25 protein-coding genes are annotated in these 24,196 nt (G+C 42.0%); 1 reads left to right on the forward strand and 24 read right to left on the reverse strand.

Going from position 1 to position 24,196, the window contains the following annotated elements; all coding sequences use genetic code 11:
- Positions 1–616: 616 nt before the first annotated feature.
- The 23 genes from QNM18_RS22330 to mioC all read right to left on the reverse strand — a co-directional run bounded on the left by QNM18_RS22330 (position 617) and on the right by mioC (position 20,452).
- Positions 617–1,954 carry a radical SAM/SPASM domain-containing protein gene (locus tag QNM18_RS22330; protein ID WP_211013353.1) on the reverse strand — a complete coding sequence of 446 codons (1,338 nt, stop codon included), beginning with the start codon at positions 1,952–1,954 and terminating at the stop codon, positions 617–619.
- A 46-nt stretch (positions 1,955–2,000) separates the two neighbouring features.
- On the reverse strand, positions 2,001–2,180 hold the full coding sequence (locus QNM18_RS22335; RefSeq protein WP_211013354.1) for a hypothetical protein: 180 nt from the start codon (positions 2,178–2,180) through the stop codon (positions 2,001–2,003).
- 96 nt (positions 2,181–2,276) lie between these two features.
- Entirely contained in the window at positions 2,277–2,960 is a 684-nt protein-coding gene (locus tag QNM18_RS22340) for a helix-turn-helix transcriptional regulator (RefSeq protein ID WP_211013355.1), read from the reverse strand.
- A 770-nt stretch (positions 2,961–3,730) separates the two neighbouring features.
- On the reverse strand, positions 3,731–4,282 hold the full coding sequence (locus tag QNM18_RS22345; RefSeq protein WP_211013356.1) for a hypothetical protein: 552 nt from the start codon (positions 4,280–4,282) through the stop codon (positions 3,731–3,733).
- A gap of 226 nt (positions 4,283–4,508) precedes the next feature.
- Positions 4,509–4,655 (reverse strand): hypothetical protein, encoded by a 147-nt coding sequence (locus tag QNM18_RS22350; RefSeq protein WP_211013357.1) that lies wholly within the window; start codon positions 4,653–4,655, stop codon positions 4,509–4,511.
- Between the two features lie 49 nt (positions 4,656–4,704).
- Positions 4,705–4,845, reverse strand: a complete 141-nt coding sequence (locus tag QNM18_RS22355) for a hypothetical protein (protein ID WP_211013358.1) — start codon at positions 4,843–4,845, stop codon at positions 4,705–4,707.
- 39 nt (positions 4,846–4,884) lie between these two features.
- Entirely contained in the window at positions 4,885–5,016 is a 132-nt protein-coding gene (locus tag QNM18_RS22360) for a hypothetical protein (protein ID WP_282099845.1), read from the reverse strand.
- 35 nt (positions 5,017–5,051) lie between these two features.
- A complete protein-coding gene (locus QNM18_RS22365) occupies positions 5,052–5,201 on the reverse strand; it encodes a hypothetical protein (RefSeq protein WP_211013359.1) in 150 nt (49 codons plus the stop codon).
- A 477-nt stretch (positions 5,202–5,678) separates the two neighbouring features.
- The gene (locus tag QNM18_RS22370) at positions 5,679–7,850 is read right to left on the reverse strand and encodes a winged helix-turn-helix domain-containing protein (protein ID WP_211013360.1); all 2,172 of its coding nucleotides are present in this window, start codon (positions 7,848–7,850) and stop codon (positions 5,679–5,681) included.
- 374 nt (positions 7,851–8,224) lie between these two features.
- Positions 8,225–8,641, reverse strand: coding sequence for a F0F1 ATP synthase subunit epsilon (locus QNM18_RS22375; RefSeq protein WP_211013361.1), 417 nt, complete (start codon positions 8,639–8,641; stop codon positions 8,225–8,227).
- A gap of 13 nt (positions 8,642–8,654) precedes the next feature.
- Positions 8,655–10,040, reverse strand: a complete 1,386-nt coding sequence (atpD, locus tag QNM18_RS22380; RefSeq protein WP_023400934.1) for a F0F1 ATP synthase subunit beta — start codon at positions 10,038–10,040, stop codon at positions 8,655–8,657.
- Between the two features lie 32 nt (positions 10,041–10,072).
- Positions 10,073–10,933 carry a F0F1 ATP synthase subunit gamma gene (atpG, locus tag QNM18_RS22385; protein ID WP_023400935.1) on the reverse strand — a complete coding sequence of 287 codons (861 nt, stop codon included), beginning with the start codon at positions 10,931–10,933 and terminating at the stop codon, positions 10,073–10,075.
- A 49-nt stretch (positions 10,934–10,982) separates the two neighbouring features.
- Positions 10,983–12,524 carry a F0F1 ATP synthase subunit alpha gene (atpA, locus tag QNM18_RS22390; RefSeq protein WP_023400936.1) on the reverse strand — a complete coding sequence of 514 codons (1,542 nt, stop codon included), beginning with the start codon at positions 12,522–12,524 and terminating at the stop codon, positions 10,983–10,985.
- A gap of 14 nt (positions 12,525–12,538) precedes the next feature.
- A complete protein-coding gene (atpH, locus tag QNM18_RS22395; protein WP_211013362.1) occupies positions 12,539–13,072 on the reverse strand; it encodes a F0F1 ATP synthase subunit delta in 534 nt (177 codons plus the stop codon).
- A gap of 16 nt (positions 13,073–13,088) precedes the next feature.
- Positions 13,089–13,559 carry a F0F1 ATP synthase subunit B gene (gene atpF, locus QNM18_RS22400; protein ID WP_023400938.1) on the reverse strand — a complete coding sequence of 157 codons (471 nt, stop codon included), beginning with the start codon at positions 13,557–13,559 and terminating at the stop codon, positions 13,089–13,091.
- 51 nt (positions 13,560–13,610) lie between these two features.
- Entirely contained in the window at positions 13,611–13,844 is a 234-nt protein-coding gene (gene atpE / locus QNM18_RS22405; protein ID WP_023400939.1) for a F0F1 ATP synthase subunit C, read from the reverse strand.
- Between the two features lie 66 nt (positions 13,845–13,910).
- Entirely contained in the window at positions 13,911–14,771 is an 861-nt protein-coding gene (atpB, locus tag QNM18_RS22410; protein WP_023400940.1) for a F0F1 ATP synthase subunit A, read from the reverse strand.
- A 15-nt stretch (positions 14,772–14,786) separates the two neighbouring features.
- Positions 14,787–15,167, reverse strand: coding sequence for an ATP synthase subunit I (locus QNM18_RS22415; protein ID WP_211013363.1), 381 nt, complete (start codon positions 15,165–15,167; stop codon positions 14,787–14,789).
- A gap of 138 nt (positions 15,168–15,305) precedes the next feature.
- On the reverse strand, positions 15,306–16,250 hold the full coding sequence (locus QNM18_RS22420; RefSeq protein ID WP_211013364.1) for a ParB/RepB/Spo0J family partition protein: 945 nt from the start codon (positions 16,248–16,250) through the stop codon (positions 15,306–15,308).
- A gap of 16 nt (positions 16,251–16,266) precedes the next feature.
- On the reverse strand, positions 16,267–17,052 hold the full coding sequence (locus QNM18_RS22425) for a ParA family protein (RefSeq protein ID WP_023400943.1): 786 nt from the start codon (positions 17,050–17,052) through the stop codon (positions 16,267–16,269).
- 13 nt (positions 17,053–17,065) lie between these two features.
- The gene (gene rsmG / locus QNM18_RS22430) at positions 17,066–17,686 is read right to left on the reverse strand and encodes a 16S rRNA (guanine(527)-N(7))-methyltransferase RsmG (RefSeq protein ID WP_211013365.1); all 621 of its coding nucleotides are present in this window, start codon (positions 17,684–17,686) and stop codon (positions 17,066–17,068) included.
- A 15-nt stretch (positions 17,687–17,701) separates the two neighbouring features.
- Positions 17,702–19,591, reverse strand: coding sequence for a tRNA uridine-5-carboxymethylaminomethyl(34) synthesis enzyme MnmG (mnmG, locus tag QNM18_RS22435; protein ID WP_211013366.1), 1,890 nt, complete (start codon positions 19,589–19,591; stop codon positions 17,702–17,704).
- 417 nt (positions 19,592–20,008) lie between these two features.
- A complete protein-coding gene (mioC, locus tag QNM18_RS22440; protein WP_211013367.1) occupies positions 20,009–20,452 on the reverse strand; it encodes an FMN-binding protein MioC in 444 nt (147 codons plus the stop codon).
- 660 nt (positions 20,453–21,112) lie between these two features.
- On the opposite strand from mioC, the gene QNM18_RS22445 reads away from it, so the two are divergent.
- Positions 21,113–22,672, forward strand: coding sequence for a serine hydrolase domain-containing protein (locus tag QNM18_RS22445; protein WP_284138488.1), 1,560 nt, complete (start codon positions 21,113–21,115; stop codon positions 22,670–22,672).
- Positions 22,673–22,718: 46 nt separating this feature from the next.
- Here QNM18_RS22445 and mnmE read toward each other — a convergent pair whose 3' ends face one another.
- A complete protein-coding gene (gene mnmE, locus QNM18_RS22450) occupies positions 22,719–24,083 on the reverse strand; it encodes a tRNA uridine-5-carboxymethylaminomethyl(34) synthesis GTPase MnmE (RefSeq protein WP_211013369.1) in 1,365 nt (454 codons plus the stop codon).
- Positions 24,084–24,196 lie beyond the last annotated feature (113 nt).

Below are 24,196 nucleotides of genomic sequence, written 5' to 3' on the forward strand. Positions count from 1 at the left end.
CTCTACCATGACAGCCTCCAAGTTATAATTTGTTTTAATATTCATTGTGTTAATCCTTTTTTGTACTGTTTGTACTTAATCGATGATGATTACGCGTTCTACCATGACAGCCTCCAAGTTATAATTTGTTTTAATATTCATTCTGTTAATCCTTTTTTGTACCGTTAGTACTTAGTCGATGATGATTACGCGCTCTACCATGACAGCCTCCAAGTTATAATTTGTTTTAATATTCATTGTGTTAATCCTTTTTTGTACTGTTTGTACTTAATCGATGATGATTACGCGTTCTACCATGACAGCCTCCAAGTTATGAGATTATTTATATTCATTATGATGTATCGATAAATCGACTTATCGTAAACATTAAACTACTTAAAAAACTGATAAATATAGCCAGATAAAAAAAAATATAAATAAACTTGTTTAAAACATGATAAAAAAATAGCAAACACTTTAACAAATTGTAACTGTAACAAATTACAGAGTTCAAAAAATAAACAACCCAAGCTTGGTTATGCAAATAAAAAAACCCAGCCAATGGCTGGGTTTTTTAAAATAAACAACACCAATATAAATACCTATAAAAGGTAATTGTATATAATATTTAGCAACATTATAAATTCAAGGATTTATAACTATTTATAGCACTGGTTTTTTCTTCATTTATCATTGCTATCAAGTCAAGCCCTTCCTCCATCCACCTAGCGGGGACAGAGACATCCTCAATTCTGAACTGCTCAGTATCATGATTGAAAACACACAACTCATCCTGAATGGCAAAAATACCATGATCGAATGCTTTTCCTGGTGCAGCTTGCTTAATGTAAAACCGCTCTCTTTGGTCCTTAGCAGCTTTTTTTAACGCTCTATGGTGGCAATAGGGGTTATTCCCTCGCTTGCCAAAGAAAACATGCGCAGTCCAATGACAACCAGCACGGCAGACTGAAGCAAATTCACACGAGCCACACTCTCCCCATAAATGCCGTGTAGCATCTTCGGGCTCATTAATATCATTTATCCGCATTTGAGGACTATTTTGATAAATATCCTGCAATGTACGCTCTCTAATATTACCTCCGACATATTCGTCAGACGGCAAAGAAGGACACCCTTTAATACTTCCGTCAGCTTCAATTCCGATGGCATTTTGCCCCGCACTACAGCCGCGAGAAAACGCCCATTTGGGATCGATCGCAATCGGTTCTCGTAGCAACCGCTCATATGGACCAAAATATCCGATGTTATTACCCATATGCACCCGGACCCCTTCACTATTACCGCGTTTAGATAGATAAGCCAGTAACGGAAAAACATCGAGCAGCTCATATGGTTGCAATAAGATATGAGAGTTTTCAACTGCATTGCCCATAGGCACAGTTAAAGCAAGCTGCCATGCTGTTACACCAGCATCTCGCAGTACTTCGTACAACATTGGCAGCTCGGCAACGGATTCCCTGTTGACCTGAGAATTACAGGCAACGGGGATCCCAACTTCACGTAAATGCGAGATAGTTTTAAAGCACTGTTGATATGCCCCCTCTCGCCCACGCAGCAAGTCATGACTTTGTTCCAATCCGTCAATGGACAATGAAACAGATGCAATACCGGCTGCTTTCATACGTTTAGCAGTACCAAGAGAAATACCATAACCACCTGTCGTCATGGTGGCCTTCATTCCTTTTTTGGTGATTTCGGCTGCGATAAGCAGCCAGTCAGGTCGCATAAACGCTTCACCTCCAATCAGGGTAACTTCTTTAATACCTAGCTCAGCCATTTGGCAAACTAAGTCAAGCGCCTCACTCGTGGACAATTCATTGACTCTGGCATCCCCTGCTCTCGAGCCACAATGGCTACAAGCAAGGTTGCACTTTAATGTAATTTCCCAAACAGCATATGTTTGCCGAAATTTAGCATTAACCCTAAGGTCTGAACGTTGGTTTAAGTCCGTCATAAGTTGCCCCTAATCAGATGTGAATTAATACGAGTCTGTTTCGTTTTTAGTCGTTGTTAGGTGTGCCGTAAATTTGAACACCAGGGCCACTCGCCTCCATACCTAGTTCATCTTGCTCTTTGCTTTGACTCGGGTAGTTATTGCTTAGAGATGAGCCACCTTCAATTTTTGCCAATAATTCTTCTGCTTGGATAACTGCTTTTTTGTTTTGTTTGCTAGTTTTCATAAAACACCTCGTTAGGTTTGTTGTAGTTAAAGTGAGTAGAAAGACATCCTTGCCCCTTTGCTACCAAATAATCGGTAGCAGTATTCCTAAATCAATCTAAATAAGGTTATTTATTAAACACTTAACGATAGCCTGCTGGCGATTCGCGCTCTGTGTCTTTTCGATGCAGTTGGTCAAATGGAAATTGACTGTACGCTCTGTAATACCGAGTATTTGGCTAATTTCCCAAGACGTTTTACCTTCGGATGCCCAAAGAACACAATCGCGCTCTCTCTTTGTAATATTGAAGTGGTCTTTTCGACACCGTAATGCCGCATTAAGTAATGAAGGAGACAAGATAGTCCAATACCAGTCGACTTGCTCTACAGTCACTTTATAAGCAAGTTCACATGGAACATTAAACACTAAAGCTCCAATAATGCCTTTTATGCCCCTAAGCGGTAATACGTGTAAAGACTCGGCAATGTTTAGCGCACCAGTGAGCTTTGCAAGCGAACAAAGCCTAATTCCTGATTTTGAATGTGCGAGCACTTTATCGCTTTCAAATAACACCGCGAGCTCTTCTTGATAGTGTCCATAAACTTGCACAGGCTGAATATGGTTCGGCAGTGGACTATAGTCTACGAATGCCAAACAATCGTACCCTACATCACGAGCGATAGTTTTAAGTGCCTCTTTTAAATCATCTGCATGATGAATTGAATCAAACAAGTCAATGATGCGTCTGATGGACTCTCCATCCTTAAATGGGTTGTAGCTATCTTGTTCGGTAGGTTTCATTTTTTCTTCCTCACATTCAAAGCAATGAGCGCGATTTTTTATCAAGCTCCCGTGTCGTCATGTGTTTAAATTTATCCCTGAGAGCGTGCCCAGTCAAAAAATCAAATAAAGAAATATAACAATAAAAATCAAATAGATAACTCCATTTATTAGCAATAAAATTAACTATGTATTGTTTAATAATGAGCTATAATCCACCAGCTAAAAGCAACTTCAAAATTCGATATACATTCTTTAGTTGAAGTCTTAATAAACCGAAGTAGACACATGGAGTATATTTAAAATATCAGCTATGCCCTTCAGGTGCTCCCTATATGCGAAGCCGTTAAAAAGTCCCTGCAAAAGGGAATAACCAGCGATAACATTTCCCCAAAAAGAAACATAGGACCAACACCTTAAAGCAATTCAGAAGTGAAAATACGGCTACACAGGCCATATTATTTCGATGCAGAGAAGACGCAATTGATTGCATAATTCAGAAATAGAACAGGTATTTTCGCGTAACTAAAATTAGTGGCGATAGAAGTTTAGGTTGGTCGCTTTTGCGCAAATAGGTTACAGATTGAAAGCTAGAACCAAAATGAATTCGTGTTTGATGGTGTACGCATTCAAATATCGTCTACGTTCTTATTTTGGAAACTTATTTTTCAGAGTAAAAGATAGCGTTGAAGAGCGTTTAGGACAGATCACAGTTCTGTATCTAGGGGATAACGGAGATTTATAGGTAACGATGTTTAACTTGTGCTTACAGCCCTTTTGAGCAATAAAATCTAATTGGTTACGCAAGCATTTTGATCTGGGTATAATTGAACATTTTCATCGCGAGAAAACTTCAAAAGATCACTATATTTCATTTGACTGAGCTCTACTGAAACCAGCAAACTACTTTCTAACACACTATCAACCTTGAACTTTACCGGCTTGCGGTCAGTACATAACCACAGGCTTTGGTCTAACTGGCTTACATCATAATTTTTATCAAAATTATAAATGCCAAGCACATGTGAAGACGAGACTTTAACCATTAAATCACCCGACGACAATTGCGACTGAGTGCTGGCTTCTTCACTAATAAACTCCACATACCCATTGGTGTTGGAAATATATACTTTGTCTTCGCCTTTATTGGACTTTGCTTTAAAAGTCAGTAACACCTGTCCTTTTTCAACTAAACTGCCAACCTCCAGCTGGTTGGCACGTATAGCAGTCCCTGTTTCCCTGGTGAAGTAATATTCTACGGCAGGCTCTTGCAGGTACAATTGACCAATCATTGGCGTCTGAAAGGTTGGTAAAATCAAAGACAAAGTAAATAAGCTTTTCATATCAATCCGTAAAAAATAGTTCCTATCAATTGGTGAAATTCAGTCATAAGCCCCAACAAGCACTCCCTGTATATAACGCAATTAAGTACCTATAAATGAAACTTCACCGCCAATTTATTCTGTAAATTTAGTGTCTAGTGCCACATTGTTGGTGAGTATTATTATCTTCTTCTCCAACGGCTATATTACCTAGCTCTGCGCGCCAATTGATAGAAAGCTTCCTTTGCTATTTACCGCTTAAGCAATCAGGTCTAGTATCTGGGCGTGTGACAGTGTCAGTGTTGCCACCACCAATTTGTTTTGTCAGCTGATCGCCGATGACTTCTTTATTCGACAGTGTTTTTAGTTTCTTTGTTTTTAGAGAAAGTAACATGGTCCAGCTCCAATATCATTGTAAGGTTTATAGTTTTTAAATTTATTAATTAGTTATTAAGATCAGGCCTAGTGTCCGGGCGTGTAACTGTGTCCGTATTACCACCACCAATTTGCTTTGTCTGCTGTGCACCCAATGCATCTTTAGATGTCAGTGTTTTTAGTCTTTTGGTTTTTAAAAAAAGCAACATGGCCTAGCCCCTAATATTATTTTTATTTGGTTTGTCTAACTAGTTTTGTATGGTATCTGGACGCGTTACCGTATCCGTATTACCGCCGCCAACTTGCTTTGTTAGCTGTGCACCAATTACTTCTTTGTTTGTCAGTGTTTTTAATTTCTTTGTCTTTAGAGAAAGCAACATGATCAAGCTCCACTATGGTTTGTTGTTGGGTTTAATTATTTAACTTTTAGCTCAGGTTTAGGTGGTTGAATTGGACGTGTAATTGTATCTGTATTACCGCCACCAATTTGCTTAGTTTGCTGTCCGCCTAGCGCATCATTACGAGTTAAAGATTTTAATTTTTTTGTTTTTAGAAAAAGTAGCATAGCTAAACTCCTGTTTATTCCATTACGCTTCTTAGGGCTAATTATTTAATTACTGTTTTTTATTTGCACATCTACGTGTGCTTTGATGTTTCCAAGATAAACAAACTCAGCGTGTAATGGTAGTTATTAAACCTTATATAACCCGCGATAACATTTTGTAAGTTATTGTTTTTTATTGATATAAAAATAACCTTTGAAATATTCGGAATAATAACATTTAGCAATACTGCAAATATCATTTCAAAATAGTAAAAAAGTACACACAAGGCCTTTCGAGCGGCAAATTTCTTTTCTAAAAGTACAGCGGCCAATTAGGCACTCACAAGCATGCGTACTTTGTTCAATAAATAAAAATTAACTTTCCAATGGAATTAAGCGGGACAATGAAGATGAGTATAGAAGAATGTAGCATGTAGAAATTAATAAAAAGGCAAACACAATAGTGTCTGCCTGTCATATTTCATTTGGTATTTTTGGTTACATGGCCGTGTCAGTCTCTAGCAAAGACACTTTGAGCAGTTGATTTTCAACTACTTCGATCATATCCACTATTAAACTACCTGAGTCTGAACTGCGTACTCTGTCAATGACAAACTTGGATTCGTCTACCGTATAAATAGGCTCAATAATAGACTCAGTCGCGAAGTCTATTTTATGAATGCTCTCTCCATCCGAGTGATAAATATGCCCATTTAAGATAGTGACAGAGTGTTTGTATTTGGCTGGTGGTAACTCCAAATTATGTACCACCTCACCAGTGCGTAAATCAAATGCAGACAAAATATCATTGGATGACAAGGTTACTAACATAGTGTCATTTATTTTATCAAGCCATAGCGTGCTTTGAGTTGGCAGCTCTCGCACTTTTTCATCTAGACTGGAAAGCACATAAGCTTTGCTGTTCACCTTTGTCTCATCGACAACGGTATAGCTTATTTCACTTTCACTCCAATACTCTGCAGATACAATGGTCCCGTTGACAGGCTTAGCCATTTTCAACGTCAAATCATCCAATGTGTAAACTTCGATTTTATTGGCGTAATGGATCAGTAGCTCATCAGCAGCACGGTTGTATCTGATAGTTTTGTAATCTGAATCGGGTAACCCCAAAGCGGATACTTGACCATCATTAGCCTTAAAATTAATCCGATATAAATGACCAATTCGAGTTAAAAATAAATAGCCGTTGGGCACCTCTATTGCAGCCGCATCCTCTCGAATACTCTTAATTTGAGGACTCAGTATCCTATCTTGAATATCTAGGGTATAGATATCCATAACAAAGGGGTAACTGGTCATCAATAGTTCGCGACTGTTAAGAGTTTCATAGTTGGCATAGGATTGCTCGGTCATTAACTTTTGCGCTTTCACTAGCCTTTTTTCTTCTAGAGAAAAGCTGTAAACAATGTTTTGAGAGTTATCAAACCAAACTAACTGCCCAGACTTATCGTCATAGTTTAAGGTCCAAATACGAGACTGAGACTCATAGAGCTTAACTTGATTACCACCATCAGGGTCAGTCATATAGAGTTCATTGATATCGTATTGACGCCTTTCAAATAAGATAATCTCCTTTTCTGGCACATAGGCTAAAAACCGATCGCCATAAGAGTTCAAGTTTGGCGAGGTGATCTGAAACTCCTCGCCCGTTAATAAATCTCGATTGGTTAATGCCGATAATTCATCGCGATTTCGATAACCACTTTTTGCGTACACCAGACGGTCTTGATTAATACCACCTCCGGTCATGCTATTGAGCTTACAGTCAAACAAAAACTGGTTCCCCGACACAAAGTCAGCACTTAATTGCCATACTTGGCATTTATCGCCATCAACGATTCTATAGTAAATTGTACTTGAGTCCGAAGACCAACCAACCGGGTAATAATTTACCCCCTGCTCACCCAATCGGCGTTCATGACCACTCTTTAAGCTTTTGACAACTAGAGAGTAATAATCTGTATCGCGCTGAATAAATGAATAAGCCACCATGGCATCATTCGGTGATAGGTTGAGTAGGGTATAACGCCCTTGAACCCATGATAAAACACTTTCTTTGATCGGCTGATCGAGTGTCTGTAGCACGCCTTCATCCTTGTTAGCGTAATCTAAATTAAATTGCACAACATCCAAGCTAGCCAAAGTCACAGCACCAAGTACCGCAGCCCCTGCCAACAGCCAACTCAAGCGTTTACGCCGCTGGGCTTTAGGCTGTTCTGGTATCTCGCGAGTTATCGCGTCTAAAGGGGTGGTAATCGTTCTATCGAGGTTTGGTTCAGGAGAAGTACTGGAAGGTTGATCTGGGTGGTAAATAATCTGTGGTTCGAGAAAAAAACTATATCCTTTTCGGTAATGGGTTTTAACTACAATACCACGCTGTTTGTCTGATTTAAGGATTTTGCGCAACTCAGACATAGCACGGTTAATCGCATTATCATCAACAAAATTTTGGTTCCAAACGTCATCTACCAAATCTTGCCGAGTGATAATTTGCTCATTATTAATGATCAAATAGCACAGTAAACGAAATAAAAGCGGCTCCAATTCCCGTGTCGTATCGCCATCAGAGATACACTGACGCTTGGGATCCAGCACCCATTCGCCAAATTTTACTTCCTTTACTTGCCTAGAAAATCTCACTTCATTCATGATGAATTTTACACGAACAGGGTCCTAACAAATCACCATTTTACTTAAAGCAATTTTTTACTCAAGCAAATATGTTAAACGTTGTAACTCATTGCTTTTAATTATGCAATAAAGTGAGTACGGCCTTTAGCGTGCACCCTAACAGTAATTATTTATAATTATTAACCTAAGTTATACGTGAACAGCCATACGCGATAATTAGGTGGCTCATCTAAGCTAAAAATATAACATAACATAGTAAGGGGGAAAAAACACAGTAGTATTGTATTCGCTTTGATAAGCATTAGGTGAGCTCAGTACTCGTCTCAAACCTGAGGCATAAAAAAAACCCACATGCCATTAGCATGTGGGCTTTAAACCAAATAGGTGGTTGGTTATTTGCGCAACTGGCGAATAACGCGTAGCTGTGCAAGCGCTTCTTCAAGCTGTACAGCTGCTCGATCGTAATCAAGGTCAGCAGTAGAACCTGAAGACATTTGCGCTTGAGCTTCACGTCTGGCTTCTTCAGCAGCCTGCTCGTCAAGCTCTTCACCACGGATAGCAACGTCCGCTAGAACAGTTACCGTCTTAGGTTGAACTTCAAGCGTACCGCCTGCAACGTAGATGATCTCTTCAGCACCATCTTCTTTAACCAAACGAACCATACCAGGTTTTAGGCCAGTCAGGAGTGGCGCGTGGCCAGGGTGAATACCTAGTTCACCTTCACTACCTGTTACTTGAATCGTTGCAACAGCACCAGAGAAAACACTCTGTTCTGCGCTAACTACGTCAAGTTGTACTGTCATTGCCATAACAACCTCCTAATTACATGTTTTTAGCTTTATCAACTGCTTCGTCGATTGAGCCAACCATGTAGAATGCCTGCTCAGGCATATCATCGTAATCACCGTTTAGGATGCCCTTAAAGCCAGAGATTGTGTCTTTAAGAGATACGTATTTACCAGGTGCACCAGTGAATACCTCAGCAACGAAGAACGGCTGAGATAGGAAACGCTGGATTTTACGTGCGCGAGATACAACTTGCTTATCTTCATCAGATAGCTCGTCCATACCTAGGATCGCGATGATGTCTTTCAGCTCTTTATAACGCTGAAGTACAGTCTGAACGCCACGTGCAGTCTCATAGTGTTCGTTACCGATTACTTGAGGATCTAGCTGACGTGAAGTTGAATCTAGTGGGTCTACTGCAGGGTAGATACCTAGAGACGCGATGTCACGTGAAAGTACTACTGTTGCGTCAAGGTGCGCGAACGTTGTAGCTGGCGATGGGTCAGTCAAGTCATCCGCAGGTACGTATACCGCTTGGATTGAAGTGATTGAACCAGTCTTAGTTGATGCGATACGCTCCTGTAGTACACCCATCTCTTCTGCAAGAGTTGGCTGGTAACCTACCGCTGAAGGCATACGACCTAGTAGTGCTGATACCTCAGTACCTGCAAGAGTATAACGGTAGATGTTATCTACGAAGAAAAGTACGTCACGACCTTCGTCACGGAACTTCTCAGCCATAGTTAGACCCGTTAGTGCAACACGTAGACGGTTACCCGGTGGCTCGTTCATCTGACCATATACTAGAGATACTTTGTCTAGTACGTTTGAGTCGTTCATCTCATGGTAGAAATCGTTACCCTCACGAGTACGCTCACCAACACCTGCGAATACAGAATAACCGCTGTGCTCGATTGCGATGTTACGGATAAGTTCCATCATGTTTACGGTTTTACCTACACCGGCACCACCGAATAGACCAACTTTACCACCTTTCGCGAACGGACATACAAGGTCGATTACCTTGATACCTGTTTCAAGTAGCTCAACTGAACTTGATTGATCTTCGTATGAAGGCGCAGCACGGTGAATTGACATACGCTCTTCTTCACCAATTGGACCTGCTTCATCGATAGGCTGACCAAGTACGTCCATGATACGACCTAGGGTCTTTGTACCAACTGGAACCTTGATTGGCTCACCTGTGCCTTCTACTGAGATACCACGACGTAGACCGTCAGTAGTACCAAGTGCGATACCACGTACCACACCGCCACCTAGCTGCTGTTGCACTTCTAGTGTCAAACCAGCTAGGTCGCCTTCTGTAACTTTTAGTGCGTCATATACGGCTGGCACGTTGTCTTGTGGGAACTCAATGTCCACAACGGCGCCGATAATTTGGACGACCTTACCTAAACTCATGTCTATTCCTCTCGTTAAACTTTGCCGAAGCGTTATACAGCAGCCGAACCGCCAACAATCTCACTGATCTCTTGTGTGATTGCAGCCTGACGTGCTTTGTTGTAAACAAGTTGCAGCTCATCCATTAGGTCGCCTGCGTTATCAGTTGCGGCTTTCATCGCAACCATACGGGCAGCCTGTTCAGATGCAGCATTTTCTACTACACCCTGGTACACCTGAGACTCAATGAAACGTACCAATAGCGTCTCTAGGATCGCTTCTGGGCTCGGCTCATATAAGTAATCCCAAGCGTGGGCTGATACTTCTTCTTCAGCTTTTGGCAAAGGTAATAACTGTTCGATCGTTGGCTCTTGCTTCATCGTGTTAACGAATTTGTTGTACACAACGAACAAGCGGTCAATTTTACCTTCAGCAAATGCATCTAGCATTACTTTTACAGGACCAATTACATCCTGAATTGAAGGTGCATCTCCAAGACCCGCTTTTTTAGCGAGTAACTCACCGCCAAAACGTTGGAAGAAACCAGCTGCCTTGCTACCTAAAGTAGCAAATTCGGCATCAACGCCTTTATCTTTCCACGCTTTAACGTCTTGTGTGATTTTCTTAAACTCATTTGAGTTCAAGCCACCACATAGACCACGGTCAGTTGAGATAACAATATAACCAACTCGCTTTACATCACGGTCCTCAAGGAACGGGTGATGAAAGTCAAGATTTGCTTGAGCAACACGACCGATCACTTTGCGTAAGTTCTCAGCGTATGGACGGCTTGACGCCACACGGTCTTGTGCCTTCTTCATTTTAGAAGCGGCAACCATTTCCATCGCGCTGGTGATCTTCTGAGTATTCTTAATACTCCCGATCTTGCTTTTTATCTCTTTTCCGCTGGCCATGACTCTCTCTCCGAATCAGTGGTGACCGAAGTCACCATGAATAACTAAATTACCAAGTTTGCGTCGACTTGAACTTCTCTAGAAGTTCTTTAAGTTGCGCTTCAATCTCAGCGTTGTAGTTACCAGTTTCGTTGATTTGAGTCATCAGCGCTGCGTATGTGCTGTTTGCAAAACCAATTAGGCCTTCTTCGAAATCACCAATCTTGTTGATTTCGATGTCTTGAAGGAAGCCCTTCTCAGCAGCAAATAGAGACAGAGACATTTCAGCAACAGACATAGGTGCGTATTGCTTCTGCTTCATTAGCTCTGTTACGCGCTCACCGTGCTCAAGCTGTGCACGTGTTGCATCGTCAAGATCAGAAGCGAACTGAGAGAACGCTGCTAGTTCACGGTACTGAGCTAGTGCTAGACGGATACCACCACCTAGTTTCTTAACGATTTTCGTTTGCGCTGCACCACCTACACGAGATACCGAGATACCAGCGTTAACAGCTGGACGGATACCTGCGTTGAATAAGTCAGTTTCTAGGAAGATCTGACCATCGGTGATTGAGATAACGTTAGTAGGTACGAATGCAGAAACGTCACCACCTTGAGTTTCAATGATTGGCAATGCCGTCAATGAACCTGTTTTACCTTTCACTTCACCATTAGTGAACTTCTCAACGTAATCAGCGTTTACACGTGATGCACGCTCTAGAAGACGTGAGTGAAGGTAGAATACGTCACCTGGGTATGCTTCACGACCTGGTGGACGCTTAAGTAGTAGTGAGATCTGACGGTAAGCAACAGCTTGCTTAGACAGGTCATCATATACGATTAGCGCGTCTTCACCGCGGTCACGGAAGTATTCACCCATAGTACAACCAGCAAATGGCGCTAGGTATTGTAGCGCTGCTGATTCTGAAGCAGATGCAACAACAACGATTGTGTTTTCAAGTGCACCGTGCTCTTCTAATTTACGTACTACGTTTGCGATAGTAGATGCTTTTTGACCAACCGCTACGTACACACACTTAACGCCTGTGTCTTTTTGGTTGATGATAGCATCGATAGCAAGTGCAGTTTTACCAGTCTGACGGTCACCGATAACTAGCTCACGCTGACCACGACCAACTGGGATCATCGCATCGATAGACTTATAACCAGTTTGTACTGGCTCGTCTACTGATTGACGCTCGATTACACCTGGTGCAATTTTTTCAACTGGTTCGAAACCATCGTTGTCTAGTGCACCTTTACCATCGATTGGTGCACCTAGAGTGTTAACAACACGACCTAGTAGACCACGGCCTACTGGTACTTCAAGGATACGACCTGTAGATTGTACTTTTACGCCTTCTTTAAGGTCTGCGTAAGGACCCATAACTACCGCACCTACTGAGTCACGCTCAAGGTTCAATGCGATAGCATAACGGTTGCCAGGAAGCTCGATCATCTCACCTTGCATACAGTCAGCTAGACCGTGGATGCGGATGATACCGTCAGTAACAGATACGATAGTACCTTCGTTACGTGCTTCACTTACAACTTCAAACTGCTCAATACGCTGCTTGATCAGTGCAGAAATTTCTGTGGAATTAAGTTGCATGCTCTTTTTCCCAATTACGATTGTAGCGACACTGCTAAGCGGTCTAATTTACCGCGTACGCTACCGTCAATTACGGTATCGCCAGCCTTAATAACCAAACCGCTTACCACGGTTTCATCGATGCTACAATTCAGCTTAACTTTGCGTGCGAAACGTTTCTCTAACGCAGCGCCCAATTTATCTTGCTGCTCTTGCGCAAGTTCAGTTGCAGAAACCACGTCAACGTCAATTTCTTTGTCATAATCTGCTTTAAATTCAGCAAATAATTCAGCAACTGCAGGGACTGCAGATAAACGCTCATTTTCGGCCATCAGCTTGATAAGATTTTGACCTTGCTCGTCGAGTTGTTCAGCACATAGCTTGATAATGATTTCAGACTGTTCAGCCTGAGTAGCGATGCTACCCAGTAACGCCTGAACCTGTTCATCGCTGGTCACTTGACCCGCGAAGAACAGCATTTCATTCCAAGCTTCAACTGTGCCTTTTTCAACAGCAAGTTCAAAAGCCGCTTTAGCGTATGGGCGAGCGATAGTAGTCAATTCAGACATGCTCATACCCTCCTAATTAAAGCTCAGCAACTAGCTTATCAACGATATCGCTGTGTGCGTCTTGATTGATTTCACGCTCTAAAATCTTTTCTGCGCCAACCAAAGCCAGACTAGCTACTTGAGTACGTAGCTCTTCTTTCACACGGTTACGCTCTGTTTCGATTTCAGAGTGTCCTTGAGCAATAATCTTCTCACGCTCTTGTTGACCACGAATAGTTTCTTCGTCAACGATAAGCGCAGCACGCTTTTTAGCTTGCTCAATGATTTCAGCCGCTTGAGTCTTTGCTTCTTTAAGCTGCTCAGCAGCTTTTTCACGCGCTTGCTCAAGATCTTTTTCAGCTTTATCAGAGGCAGCTAAACCATCTTCAATTTTCTTCTGGCGAGCTTCAATTGCACTATTTAGCGGTGGCCATACGTATTTCATACAGAAAAGTACGAATACCGTAAATGCAATTAATTCACCTATTAGAGTGGCGTTTAAGTTCACGACCGCTCCTCCTTACTTGACAGTTGTTCGATTCAGCTATTGTCTAAAAAATTAAAGCGCGAACAACATGTACATAGCGATACCAACACCGATCATCGCTACCGCATCGATTAGACCAGCAAGGATGAACATTTTAACTTGTAGTGAAGGTGCAAGCTCAGGCTGACGAGCACATGCTTCTAGGAATTTACCACCCATGTTACCGAAGCCGATAGCAGTACCGATAGCACCGAAGCCGATAAGTAAAGCAACAGCGATAAGCTTAAGACCTAATACTAGTTCCATTTTTTTCTCCAAAGTTTCATTTGTAAATTAAAGTTAAAGTTAAAAAATCTTTTAAAAATTATATTCTTAGTGGCTATCTTTTGCACTTGCCATGCTCAGGTATACGATCGTAAGCATCATAAATACGAATGCCTGTAGAACGATAACTAAGATGTGGAAAGCAGCCCAGATAAAGTGCAGTGGTAACTGCATTAAGCCAATTGCACCGATCAAGATGAAGATCATTTCACCCGCGTACAGGTTACCGAACAAACGCAGTGCTAGCGAGAAAGGCTTAGCAAATAGCGCGATAGTTTCAAGTAACAAGTTACAAGGGATAAGGAAAATCATACCAATCTTGTTTTTAGTGCTGAACGGGTGAAGTGTTAGCTCAGCAATAAAGCCACCGATGCCTTTGATTTTAATTGAATAACCGATCATCAGAAGGAATACGCCGATAGCCAGTGCTGCCGTCATATTTAAGTCAGTTGTCGGTACAATTTTCATGTATACATCGTGTGAGTCCATACCAAATGCAGTTTCGCCAACAAAGCCAGCAAATGCAGGTAGGAAATCAACAGGAACCAAGTCCATTAAGTTCATTAAGAACACCCAAACAAAAATTGTTAGGGCTAATGGGGCAATCAGCTTGCTGTTACCATGATAAGTATCGCGTACGTTGTCGCCAACGAACTCAACAATCATCTCAATAAAGCACTGAAATTTGCCAGGTACACCAGTAGTGGATTTTTTAGCGGCGCTTCGGAAGATCCATAAAAAAACCAGACCTAAACCGATTGACCATGCGAGGGTATCTACGTGCCATGTCCAGAATCCACTATCCGCACATGCTTTATTGAAGGCAAGACCGGCATCGGTCGAGCACATCTTGGCATTGGTCAAGTGGTGCTGAATATGGCTTGATAGAGTAACTTCTTCTGCAGCCATGTTTTATCCCAAAAGTTAATGATTAAAAAAAATCGGTGCTAGCCACTGCGAGAACATCACTAGTATGTAACAGCAGAAAAATGGCAACGCCATGACACTCAAATGTTTAAACGCCAGTGCAAACATGCAAATGGTTAGCAAAAATTTTAATCCTTTGCCTCGTTTTAACGAGTCATACACTTGATTCGCTTTGCTCGCTCCGACAAATCGAAATGAATACAAAGCAAATACTAAATTGGGAAGCACAATAGCAAAGCCGCCAACCAACGCTGACATACCGGCTTGTACTCCCCAACCTACTAAAACTATTACTGCAGCTACTAATGCTACGATACCCTGAAGCAAGACACCTTTTAATGCGGCGCGTCTATACGGGCCAGCTAACGAATGAGTCACTTTATATTAACCTTAATGACGCTAAAATTTATCAGGGTATAAAAACTGGCGAAATTATACTGATTTCTGCTCAATTTGCAACTTGACGCGACGAAATGAGGTATAAATTAAGCACTCAATCCGCCGCAATTTTGACCTTTAGGAGGGTTGTTGTAAATCTGGGTGGATCCGCCCAAGAATACCGTCTAGTTCATCAAGATCTGCGTAGGATATAACCAGCTTTCCTTTGCCTTTTTGATTGTAGTTGATCTCGACTTTCGCCCCCAAATTTTCTGCAAGCTGTTGCTCTAACAGTTTGACATCGGGGTCTTTTTCCTTTGTTTCTTTTTTAGCCACAGGCTCTTGCATGGCACGAACCAGCTTTTCGGTCTCACGCACAGTCAGTCCTTTTGCAACCGCAGTGCGAGCAGCCTCTGATTGAGCTTCGCCTTGTAGTGATAATAGACACCGAGCATGGCCCATTTCTATATCACCATGTTCTAACAAGATTTTTACATCATCATTGAGATTGATTAAACGTAACAAGTTAGTCACAGTTGTACGTGATTTACCTACAGCATCAGCAACTTGCTGATGGGTTAAATTAAATTCAGTGAGCAATCGATCTAGCGCAACCGCTTCTTCCATGGCGTTAAGATCTTCACGTTGAATATTTTCTATTAACGCAATCGCTACTGCGGCATCATCTTCCACATCTTTGATAATACACGGTACAACGTCCAAACCAGCAAGCTGTGAAGCACGCCAACGACGTTCACCCGCAATAATTTCATACTGTTCAGAACTTAGTTGTCTAACGACAATAGGTTGTAACACCCCCTGCGCACGTATTGAGTTTGCCAACTCTTCAAGTGCTTGTTCTGACATATCTTTACGCGGTTGATACTTACCACGCTGCAAAAATTCGATCGGCAGTCGCTGTAATTCTTGATCTGATGTTTCTGACTGTTGGCTATCAGGGGCTGGTGCCAGCTCTGGAGCTTGCACTTTCGTTTCTTCAGGGGGAGTCATACCTGAAGGTGGCTTAGCAGAACTTAATAATGCATCTAAGCCTCTACCTAATCCTCTTTTTTTCACCGACATGTTGTTTTTTATCCTCTTAAGCTACAGCAGCGGCTTGTTTTTCTTGACGGCGTAACATTTCTCCAGCCAGTGCAAGGTATGCTTTGGCACCACTTGACGCACGATCGTAATACATCGCTGGCGCACCAAAACTTGGCGCCTCAGCCAAGCGCACATTCCTTGGGATCACAGTGCGGTAAACTTTTTCACCAAAATGTTGTTTAAGCTGTTCTGATACATCATTCGCTAATCGATTTCTAGGGTCGTACATGGTACGTAAAATCCCTTCAATTTGCAGTTCAGGGTTAACCAATTTCGACAGCTGCGTGATGGTATCCATCAATGCCGTCAATCCTTCTAATGCATAGTACTCACATTGCATCGGCACCATAACAGAATCAGCAGCAGCCATTGCGTTGACGGTTAGCATATTTAATGAAGGAGGACAGTCAATGAAAATAAACTCGTAGTCGTCTTGAATAGACTCAATGGCGTTACGCAAACGGACTTCACGGGCGAACAGCTCCATCAACTTCACTTCCGCAGCGGTCACATCACCGTTGGCCGAAATGAGGTCATACTCACCAGAAGTGTCTGTACAGATCACCTCTTTGATGGGTGTTTCTTCGATCAGCAGATCATAGATAGTTGCCACGTCACTATATTTATCAACACCACTGCCCATGGTGGCATTGCCTTGTGGATCCAAATCTATCAGCAGTACTTTTCTTTTCGTTGCCGCCATCGAGGCAGCAAGGTTAACCGCAGTGGTTGTTTTGCCAACACCACCTTTTTGGTTTGCAATTGCAATGACTCTAGCCACAGTGTCCTCGAGTTTAGTCTTTAGTAAGAATAATTAAATGACGTTCACCTTCAAGGTTAGGTACCTGCAAGGTGATATTTTGCTCTAAAGAAATGCCTTCAGGCAGACAATTTAATTCATCTTGCGGATACATTCCTTTCAGTGCAACAAATCGTCCTGATGAGTCAATCAAATGTGTACACCATTGCACCATATCTTGCAGGGACGCAAATGCACGACTCAGTACACCGTCTAATTTAACACTTGGCTGATATTCTTCAACACGAGACTGCACTGGTGTCACGTTTTTTAGTCCAAGCGCATGTTTTACTTGGGTTAAAAAACGTACTCTTTTTCCAAGGCTATCAAGCAACACAAATTCAGTGTCGGGCAATGCGATCGCCAATACAATACCTGGTAGCCCCGGACCCGTGCCAACATCAATATAGTGTTTGCCAGTAAGGTGTGGTGCAACAACCAGTGAATCCAAGATATGCTTAACCATCATCTCTTTCGGATCACGTACAGAAGTCAGGTTATAGGCTTTATTCCATTTGTCGAGCAACCCGACATAATCGACAAGCTGCTGTTTTTGATTTTCGGTCAGCGAAATCTCTGTTTCAGCCAACAAAGCATTGAGTTGTTCTAATAACACAGTTTTCCATTGCTGTTACGCAGACTTGCGCAACAGCCCTTGCTTTTTCAGATAGACTAATAATAGCGAAATAGCGGCTGGGGTGATACCAGAAATACGCGATGCTTGGCCAATCGTTTGTGGACGCGCATCAGTAAGCTTAGCAACCACCTCGTTAGACAACCCACTTACCTGACTATAATCAAATTCGGCTGGTAGCAAAGTTTCTTCGTGGCGAAGCTGTTTATTAATCTCATCTTGTTGACGCGCTATATATCCAGCATATTTAGTCTGAATTTCGACCTGCTCAAGAGCAGGCCAGTTATCGTGTTCACTGGCTAAGCCGTCAATGGCCATAAGCTCGCGATAGCTCACTTCAGGACGGCGGATCAAATCTTCGAGGCTAGCCTCTCGCGTCAGCGGCGATTTGAGCAGTGCATTGACTTGATCTAACGCTTCATGATCTTTGTGGATCCAAGTAGAGCGAAGACGTTGTGCTTCTTGCTCCATTACTTCTAGCTTGTTATTAAATGCTGCCCAGCGCTCATCATTTACCAAGCCTAGCTCCCGACCTTTTTCTGTAAGGCGCAAGTCTGCGTTATCTTCACGTAGAAGCAAACGGTACTCGGCACGGCTGGTAAACATACGATAAGGTTCTTTTGTGCCTAAGGTTGCTAGATCGTCAATCAGTACACCTGTATAGGCTTCATCACGACGAGGTGTCCAAGGATCCTCTCCTTTAACTTGCAACGCAGCATTCATACCAGCGATTAAACCCTGTGCACCCGCCTCTTCATAGCCAGTTGTACCATTAATTTGACCAGCAAAGAACAGACCATTGATGAATTTGGTTTCAAGAGATTGTTTTAGATCTCTGGGGTCAAAAAAGTCGTATTCAATGGCATAACCCGGGCGACAGATATGAGCATTTTCAAACCCTTTGATCGAGCGGACAATGTCCAACTGAATATCAAAAGGTAAGCTGGTGGAAATACCATTAGGATATAGCTCATAGGATGTTAGGCCTTCAGGCTCAACAAAGATCTGGTGCTTTTCTTTATCAGCAAAGCGCACAATTTTATCTTCTATTGATGGGCAATATCTCGGTCCGACCCCTTCTATAACGCCGGCATACATAGGTGAACGATGAAGGTTTTCACGGATCACATCATGGGTTTTCTCATTCGTATAAGTAATATAACAAGGGATCTGCGTAGGATGATCTGATTGTTTACCCAAAAATGAGAATACAGGTGTCGGTGTATCACCTGGTTGTTCTTGCATAACTGAAAAATCTACAGTACGCGCATCAATACGTGGTGGAGTACCAGTTTTAAGTCTATCTACTCTGAACGGTAATTCACGTAAACGGTGTGCTAGTGCAATTGAAGGAGGATCCCCTGCTCTACCGCCTTTGTAGTTTTCAAGGCCAATATGGATCTGACCACCTAAAAATGTACCTACAGTCAGTACTACGGATTGTGCACTAAAGCGCAAACCCATTTGCGTTACCACGCCTTTGACTTGATCTTGTTCTACGATCAGATCATCACAACTTTGTTGGAATATTTTTAAGTTTTCTTGGTTTTGCAAAGTATCTTGGATCGCTGCTTTGTACAATGCACGATCTGCTTGTGCCCTTGTTGCTCTTACCGCTGGACCTTTAGATGAGTTAAGCGTTCTAAATTGGATCCCGCCTTTATCGATCGCTTGTGCCATAGCGCCACCAAGTGCGTCGATCTCTTTCACTAAGTGACCTTTGCCGATCCCGCCGATCGCTGGGTTACAAGACATTTGGCCTAAAGTATCCATATTGTGAGTTAACAATAAGGTATTCATACCCATACGTGCAGCTGCCAACGCAGCTTCTGTACCAGCATGACCGCCACCAACCACGATTACGTCAAAATGTTCATGATAAATCATTTACGGGATCCTACTTAAAAACAACCAGCAAATTTCGAAAGGGTGCGTATTCTACCTAGAAAAACGCAGAAGTGAAACGATTAAATATTAGCCAAGGCCAAAAATGGATCACTTAAAATATATAAGGATCTTTTTAAAGATCTTTATTGATCTTATATTTAGTCAAGGCTAGATCTGTGAATAAGGTTATATTCCTATTGTGAGCCATGGACTTAAGCCAGATCATATAGTGTGAATTAGATCGGATCTAAGGGCGGATAAGCTTTGATCAAATAGCCTATTTATTCACAGCCACAAATCCGATTAAATTTATCCAATGGATAAGTAATGCTAGATCAGCAGTTAGATCAAAGGTTATCCACATACGGTGTTTCAAAAATAAGAAAATGTGGATAACTTATGAAGAACTGATCTTGTTTAGCTATTTACTACCAGCTCACTAAACTGAGGTAACCAAGCTAACGCGGTATCTTCAGGTAATGCTTCATCTAATACATCTATCTTTAGAGTTGGCAAAAGCGCTTGCGCACCTTTTTCAATTAAAAGCTTTTCACTGTTCATGGCTGCATGGTTATAGGTGTCATAGCTTGAGTCGCCTATACCAACAACGGCAAAGCGGACATGGCTTAGATCTGCTTGTTCATCAAGTTGTGAGATAAAAGGCAATAGGTTTTCAGGATAATCACCTGCACCATAAGTAGAGGTCACAAGTAGCCATATATTACTTGCGCATTCAGACAAATCTGGCTGTTCATGTACATTGCATGTTAAAGCGCGGGCATTTAGATCCTCAGCTAATTGCTCTGCAACATATTCAGCTGAGCCCATTTGGCTACCAATAATGATCTCAATATTACTCATCGTTTCTCAATATCTCTCTGTATATGCGGCTCATGATAATAGGGATCAAAAAGAAGTAAAGTGTTACTTCAGCCTTGGGATAAAAATAATTAGATGAAATTTCACTCTTTTGTGGGTTAACCTTAATAAGGTATTGATTTTAAAAGTGTAAATAAATTATTCCTGCTGCGGTAATTCTTTAATAATTGTGGATAAGCAGGGTGTAAGTAGGTGGTGGGATGCGAAGACTTTGCCTTTCATTGGCTCCTAAAGTTAATGATGTACAGCGAAATGCCAGTGTGTGGATAATTGTGCATGAACAATGATCTTATTTGCGGGGGCGATCTTGTTTTTTTGGATCTATAAAGTTAGATCTATATAAAAAAATATTCTAAAAGATCGTGTTTTTAGTTATTTTTGAGAACTGAAGTGAGGGTTTTCTGTACTGAGCTAGTAAAAATTGATCGTTTTCCTCTGCAAACTGGGTGTTTTATTAATATGAGTATGTTCATTATGTCCGATATTACTTTGATAGTAGTGTCTGAGAAGTACAAACCTTTCTCTGTTATTCATTGCTTTGTATGAAATGTGTACATTTATTCTCACTTTTAAACGAATTCTAGACAGTCTTGCATGCTAATTAGGCACTAAGATCGCTTCATTGATCAAAGGAGCGATGAAATGAAACCAAAAAACTTAGTGTTACCTGGCTTGATTTGCAGTTTATTGACTGGCTGCAATGACGATAACCATGCACCCAATATTGAAGTTGCGCAGCCAAATCATAGTGCGATTGTCACAACGCAATTGTCATTGACGGCTGTTGTAAGTGATAAAGACAATAATTTACAGGACATTAAATGGCGCCAAATTTCTGGGCCTGATCAGGCAACCCTTGAAGTTGATGGCAATAAAGATCAATCCATCGAGGTGACTTTACCAGCCAAAGCAGGGGAGTATATATTTGAAATTGAAGCAAATGATATATGGCGTTTGAAGGAAAAGTCGCGCTTTATTGTCACTGCGCAAAGTCTTGAAGAGGCTGTTTTCCCGCAGTTAGACAAATTACTCAGCGACACTTACAGTGAATCGACAGAACTGGTTCCCGGGATGCAAGCACTTATCGATTTTGGCATTGAGGGCCTAGTATGGCGTGGAGCTGTCGGTTATAGAGATAAAGATGATCGAGTCCCTTTATCGGTAGATACACCATTTCGTATTGCAAGTATTTCAAAAACCCTCAGTGCTGGTGTAACTTTTTCCCTGATTGATGAAGGTGTTATTACACTTGATACCACACTTGCTGAGCTAGTCTCAGAATCGGATATGCCCAAGGGTTATCAAGTGGAAGATTTTCATGTCCTCAATGGTGTTAAACGGGGTGGGGCGATCACGGTACGACAATTGTTGGATCAAACTAGTGGTATTGAAGACTTTGTTTCTTACCTATCAGATTTGAACGCGCCAGACACAAGGTCTTTTCAAGCTGCGTTGCTAGGCACAGGAGAAGATATTCCTGCTGTATGGCATTCCGATCTGTTAATTGAAGATCTATTGCGACGAGGTATCACGCAGTCGCTTGATAATATGCCGGGTGAGCAGCATCTATATGGCAACAGCAATACGGACATTCTGGCTTGGGCACTAGAGCAATATACTGGAAAAAGCTTCGAGCAATTACTATATGAGCGGGTGTATTTGCCTCTAGGTATGAATAATACTTATATGGATCAACATGAGCCGGCAAGGGGTGATGATAAAATTGTTGAACATTACTTCAATATTTCTGATGTTGAGCATGTTCCACCTGCACTACATGGAAATCACAATATTGTAGCATTAGGCGTGAATACTTCGTTTGCTTGGGCCGGGGGTGGATTAGTATCAACTATTGACGATCTTAATCTGTATTTTACAGCACTCCACCAGCGGACTTTGGTTCAAGATCCTAAACTCAATGAAGCGATTCAATCGCATTGGATGCCTATATTCTCAGGAGAAAATATGTCGCAGTCATATGGATTGGCATTGGCAAAATACCAAATGAATGGCTTTACAAGCGTTGGTCATTCCGGGTTTTGGGGGGTAAATGCTGCGATGGTAGAACCGCTTGGTATTCGAGTGATCACCGCGAATCATCAAGTCGTGTCAGACAGCTTGTATGATTTTGAATACGGCGCAATCCAATTGCTACATAATTTGGGTATTAAAGGTGTAACGCCGCTGGTATCTAGTAAGTAACTTGGCGATAGGATACCCGCTGCTCACGCATCGGGTATCTCATAGGTTATTTGCCGATACAGAATGAACTGAATATTTTGCCTAGTAGATCATCTGATGTAAATTCTCCAGTAATTTCATTCAGATGTTGCTGAGTTAAGCGCAGTTCTTCGGCTAAGATTTCACCGGCAATATGCATTTCTAACTGTGTTTGACCTATTTCCAAGTGTTCTGCTGCACGCTCTAATGCATCAAGGTGACGGCGGCGCGCCATGAACCCACCTTCATTTGCACCGGTAAATCCAATACACGCTTTGAGATGCTCTCGCAAGGTATCAATACCAGTATTGGCTTGCGCACTGAGTCTTAAAACAGGGTAATTACCCTGTTGGCACAACCCTTGTTGCTCACCACACAAATCGATCTTATTGCGAATAACAGTGATCTCCATGCCTGTTGGCAGTTTTTCCATAAATTCAGGCCAGATTTTCAGTGGATCGGTTTCTTGGGTATCTGTACCATCGACCATAAATAAAACATGATCTGCGCCGCTGATCTCTTCCCAAGCTCGTTCGATCCCGATTTGTTCGACTTTGTCCGGGCTATCACGAAGCCCTGCTGTATCGATAATATGCAGTGGCATACCATCAATATGAATATGCTCTCTTAAAACATCTCGGGTAGTGCCTGCAATATCTGTAACGATGGCTGCTTCTCTACCTGCTAGCGCATTTAACAAAGATGACTTACCTGCATTAGGACGCCCAGCTATAACAACACGCATACCCTCGCGCATGATACTGCCTTGTTTGGCTTGACGCCGAACCTCGGCTAATTGTGTGATGATTGCTTGTAAGTCGCCAGCTACCTTACCATCAGACAAGAAATCGATTTCTTCATCTGGAAAGTCAATCGCTGCTTCAACATACATGCGCAAGTGGATCACTTTCTCTACCAGCACATTAATATGCTTTGAGAAGTCTCCCTGCAACGAGTGTAGAGCACTCTTTGCTGCTTGTTCACTGGTGGCATTAATAAGATCAGCAATCGCTTCCGCTTGGGTTAAATCTAGCTTATCATTCATAAATGCACGTTCAGAAAATTCACCAGGTTTAGCCAGTCTGACGCCGTCAATTTGGCTGATCTCTTTAAGCAGCATATCAATGACAACTGGACCACCATGGCCTTGTAATTCCAATACGTCTTCTCCGGTAAAGGAATTCGGTCCTTGGAAAAACAATGCGATACCTTGATCGAGTTGCTCTCCAGCTAGGGTATTAAATGGTAAATATTCGGCATATCGTGTCTTTGGGCATTTACCCAAGATTTTTTCTGCAACTAACTTCGCTGCTGTGCCTGAAATTCGAATGATCCCTACACCGCCACGGCCGGGTGCGGTTGCCTGAGCTGCTATCGTATCTTGTGCAATCATGATGACTCTTGCTAAATGAGTGTGTTCTAAGCTCAATTGTACAGCAATTGGCATTTCTCAGGTATAGTGGAAGACAATGAATAAAGTGAATTACTTAAGATATAGAGATTAAG

The sequence above is a fragment of the Pseudoalteromonas obscura genome (assembly GCF_030135505.1).
Classification (GTDB): Bacteria; Pseudomonadota; Gammaproteobacteria; order Enterobacterales; family Alteromonadaceae; genus Pseudoalteromonas; species Pseudoalteromonas obscura.